The following is a 4104-nucleotide window of genomic DNA, read 5'->3' as shown; positions in this document are numbered from 1 at the left end:
GTGTCTACCATGTCCCCGAACAAGTGTTCATGATGTCCCCGGTCTGTACAGTGGGAGGGGGTTGGGGTGAGGGGGGATAATAAGCGGATATAACTTTCCAACAGGGGAATATCGGCGGGGGCTAGCGGGTAATCTCTCGCCTGCTCGGGCGTTACCCAAGCAAATGCGCTATGGCAATGTAGCTGTAATTCCCCGCTGAAGGAGTCAACCTGCCAAGCATGTAGCCGGATAATCCTCTCCTTTTGTTGCCACTGATTGCTGGCCACAAAGCTCCCCACCTTGGCGATAATACCCAACTCTTCCCTCAGCTCGCGAACGAGTGCCTGGGATTGGCTCTCAGCCATTTCGACCTTACCACCGGGAAACTCCCATAGGCCAGCTTGATCGCTGTTGCTATCGCGTTGAGCGAGCAGGATCTTGCCATCTTGTTCGATAATGGCGGCAACGACATCAATGATTTTCATAGCTTGGATTCAATATTGCCCCGAAGTGCATCGGGGCAGGGAGATTACAGCGCGAACTCGGCCCAGACAGGAGCATGGTCTGAGGGTTTTTCCATTCCACGGATCTGATAATCAATACCGGTGGCGGTACAGCGAGCAGCCAATGAGGTATTAGCCAACAGCAGATCGATGCGCAGGCCACGGTTTTCATCAAAACCGCGCGAACGATAGTCAAACCATGAGAACTCATCGTTACGCTCAGGGTTGGCATGACGGTAGGTATCTACCAGCCCCCAGTCCAGCAGGCGTCCCATCCACTCACGCTCTTCCGGCAGGAAGGAACACTTGCCCGTGCGCAACCAACGTTTGCGGTTCTCTTCACCAATGCCGATATCCAGATCGCTTGGGCTGATGTTCATATCGCCCATGATCAATACCTGCGACTCTGCCGGCAGTTGTTGCAGATAATTTTGCAGATCTTGATAGAAGCGAGTTTTGGCAGGGAATTTGATTGGGTGGTCGCGGCTTTCTCCTTGCGGGAAGTAACCATTAATCACCGTCAATGTGCCTTGTGGTGTCGCCAGGTCGGCCATGATGATACGACGCTGTGCATCTTCTTCATCAGTAGGAAAACCGCGGCGTATGGCAAGAGGTTCATCTTTAGTCAGCAACGCGACGCCGTAATGGCCTTTCTGCCCATGATAGAACACGTGATAGCCGTGTTGGCTGACTTCTTCCAGCGGGAACATATCGTCGTGGACTTTGGTTTCCTGCAGGCCGATCACATCCGGCTGATGCTGCTCGATAATTGCTGCCAGTTGATGCGGACGTGCACGCAGTCCATTGATATTAAAAGAAACAAACTTCATGAGCACTGCCGTTTTTATCCGAAAAAATGTGTTCAGATAGTAGCAGAGTTTGGCCGAAAATGTAACGCGGACCAGCGGCGGTTTGCCGCTGGTAGCCAGGGATTATTTCGCCCAGCGGTCGTAATTCTGTGGCTGATAGTCATCAAACCGCTGGATTAAGGCTGCCGGCGAATCGCTGATATGCAGGGTCTTGAGATAATCATGCCGCATAAAGCCTTGATCGGCGACGTGCTGTAAAAACTGGCTTAGCGGGTGGTAAAAACCGTTAACATCCAGTAGCCCGACCGGCTTGCTGTGGTAGCCGATCTGCCCCCAGGTCCAGATTTCGAACAGCTCTTCCAGCGTACCGATACCGCCAGGCAGGGCAATAAAGCCGTCGGCCAGTTCGGCCATCCGTGCTTTACGGGTGTGCATGTCGGGGACGATTTCCAACTCGGTCAGGCCACGGTGCGCCGTTTCGGCCTTGACCAACCGTTGGGGAATGATGCCTATTGCTTCACCACCGGCCTCTAGCACCGCGTCCGCTACCACACCCATTAATCCTTTTTTACCACCGCCATACACCAGACGCCGCCCTTGAGTGGCAAGCAGATGGCCTAGTTGGCGCGCGTTCTCGACGTAGGTTGGATTATTGCCCTCGCTGGCACCACAAAAGATACAAATGTTGTTACGCATGACTTTCCCTTGCTGCTTTTAACGAAGCCAGTGGTATAGCGAATTGTGGGATTTTGTTCAAGGGGAATTGGTATTGCGATGGCGATGAGGAGGATGACTTCGTAGAGATGAAACTAGGTAGTGTTTTATACCGCGACACCCAAGCTTGAGACAGGTGGGAGTCATTGCAGGTTAGCCGACCGTTGAGCGCTGGATGCGCGATTGCGAGCCCCAAGGGACGGGTTTACGGCGTGTCGGCGTTCTGTATGACTTCCACCTGTAGCACAATAAGGAGCCGCTATTAGTTCGGTAGTACATGATGATACGACGGAAATATTTAGTTTGAGGAGGAGTACAAGGATGGTGGTGGGGAGGATGACCGCGCAGGCGCGTTGTCCACTGCGTGGACTCGAACCTTGGTCGAAGCCTCTCATCCTTCCCAATTCGGTGGTGCATGGGGGTGAAGCGATGATTTAAAGTTTGGGAGATATGTAAAGAGATGGTGGTGGGGGAAGGATTCGAACCTTCGAAGTCTGTGACGGCAGATTTACAGTCTGCTCCCTTTGGCCGCTCGGGAACCCCACCATGGTATTCATGGTTACTAATTTTGAACAGAAAGTTGGCAAAATCTTTCTGGTAGTGCTGATTTATCCATCTCTCTGGCCACAGTTACGGTGGTGGTGAGAAGGATTACCGCGCAAGCGCGTTGTCCACTGCGTGGACTCGAACCTTGGTCGAAGCTTCTCATCCTTCCCCTTCAGTGCTAAATGAAACTCTGAACAACATTTCATTTTAGTGGCTGAGAAGAAGATGGTGGTGGGGGAAGGATTCGAACCTTCGAAGTCTGTGACGGCAGATTTACAGTCTGCTCCCTTTGGCCGCTCGGGAACCCCACCATGATGCTCATGGTTCACTACTATTTACTGGGAATCGGCTAGATCCCTTGGTACAACATAATGGCTTGCGAAACGTCTGTCTCGGTAAGCGGGGCGCATCATATCAAATGAAGCGCTTGTGTAAAGCATTGAAATGCAGAAAATGAATTGTTTGTCGCTTTTTTATTCTCAGCGGTGCTTCCGTGAACGAAAGACACCGCTTTGTTAACCAATTACAGGATCACCGTGCGGTTACCGTAGACGAACACGCGTTGAGCCAGCACACGATACAGTGCGCGGCTAAGCACGTTTTTCTCCACGTCACGCCCGGCACGCATCATATCTTCTGCCGAATAGGTGTGATCGACATGAATAACGTCCTGCATAATGATTGGGCCTTCATCCAGGCTGTCGTTCACGTAGTGCGCCGTTGCCCCGATGATCTTCACGCCACGCTCATAGGCCTGGTGATAAGGGCGAGCACCGATAAAGGCCGGCAGGAACGAATGGTGAATATTGATCACCTGATTCGGGTAATGCTGAACGAAAGCCGGGGTGAGCACGCGCATATACTTGGCCAAGACCACGTAATCCGGCTGGTATTGGTCGATCTGTGCGATCATCTGTTGATCATGCTGTTCACGCGTCAGGCCTTCGTGGCTGACCAGATGGAACGGAATGTCAAAGCGCTCAACCAGCGTCTGCAACGTGGTGTGGTTGCCAATGACGGCGGCAATCTCAACGTCCAGACCGCCATAGGCGCTTTTCATCAGCAGATCGCCCAGGCAGTGGGCTTCTTTGGTTACCAGCACCACAATACGGCGGCGGCCTGCACTGTGCAGTTCGCGCACTGAACCCTCAGGTAACGCGCCGTCCAGATCGGCCAACAAAGTCGCGTCATTGAAGATCCCTTCCAGCTCGGTACGCATAAAGAAACGACCGGTAAGGTGATCGACAAACTCATTGTTCTGCACAATGTTCAGTTCGTGCTTGTAACAAATGTTGGTGATCTTGGCGATCAGCCCTTTGGCATCGGGGCAGATGGTGCGTAAAATTTTTCTTTGTACGTTTTGCTGTGGCATGAGTGTGTCGATTCCGTCTGATTCTTAACCCGCAGGCTTATTGCCCGCAGCACTTTTTATATTTTTTACCTGAACCGCAGGGGCAAATGGCATTTCTGCCCGGTTGAGGTTTGGTTCCGTCGATATAGTACCAGCGTTGTTCAAGGCGAAGGAAGCGGGAACGCTCATGCATGGCACTCTC

Annotated in this window: 4 protein-coding genes, 2 tRNA genes and 1 pseudogene; all 7 read right to left on the bottom strand. The window is 52.3% G+C overall.

What is annotated here, in order from left to right:
* Positions 1-71 precede the first annotated feature (71 nt).
* Positions 72-464 (bottom strand): annotated as a pseudogene (locus tag ACLQ7H_RS03465) (pyrimidine (deoxy)nucleoside triphosphate diphosphatase); the annotation flags it as partial.
* A gap of 44 nt (positions 465-508) precedes the next feature.
* Positions 509-1312 (bottom strand): exodeoxyribonuclease III, encoded by an 804-nt coding sequence (gene xthA / locus ACLQ7H_RS03460; RefSeq protein WP_411751461.1) that lies wholly within the window; start codon positions 1310-1312, stop codon positions 509-511.
* A gap of 102 nt (positions 1313-1414) precedes the next feature.
* Entirely contained in the window at positions 1415-1987 is a 573-nt protein-coding gene (locus ACLQ7H_RS03455) for a TIGR00730 family Rossman fold protein (RefSeq protein ID WP_411751460.1), read from the bottom strand.
* 479 nt (positions 1988-2466) lie between these two features.
* A tRNA-Tyr gene (locus ACLQ7H_RS03450) sits at positions 2467-2551 on the bottom strand.
* Positions 2552-2777: 226 nt separating this feature from the next.
* Positions 2778-2862, bottom strand: a tRNA-Tyr gene (locus ACLQ7H_RS03445).
* Between the two features lie 212 nt (positions 2863-3074).
* Positions 3075-3923, bottom strand: coding sequence for a formyltetrahydrofolate deformylase (purU, locus tag ACLQ7H_RS03440; protein ID WP_248947219.1), 849 nt, complete (start codon positions 3921-3923; stop codon positions 3075-3077).
* Between the two features lie 37 nt (positions 3924-3960).
* Positions 3961-4104 (bottom strand): SEC-C metal-binding domain-containing protein (locus tag ACLQ7H_RS03435; protein ID WP_411751462.1); only part of this gene is annotated, 144 nt, incomplete at its 5' end.

It is taken from the genome of Serratia sp. (in: enterobacteria), assembly GCF_046715635.1.
Lineage (GTDB): Bacteria > Pseudomonadota > Gammaproteobacteria > Enterobacterales > Enterobacteriaceae > Chania.
This window is presented reverse-complemented; position numbering and strand designations above follow the sequence as displayed.

Coding starts and splice junctions, on each gene's coding strand:
- purU (WP_248947219.1), bottom strand. CDS start 3,923: ATGCCACAGCAAAACGTACAAAGAAAAATTTTACGCACCATCTGCCCC.
- ACLQ7H_RS03455 (WP_411751460.1), bottom strand. CDS start 1,987: ATGCGTAACAACATTTGTATCTTTTGTGGTGCCAGCGAGGGCAATAAT.
- xthA (WP_411751461.1), bottom strand. CDS start 1,312: ATGAAGTTTGTTTCTTTTAATATCAATGGACTGCGTGCACGTCCGCAT.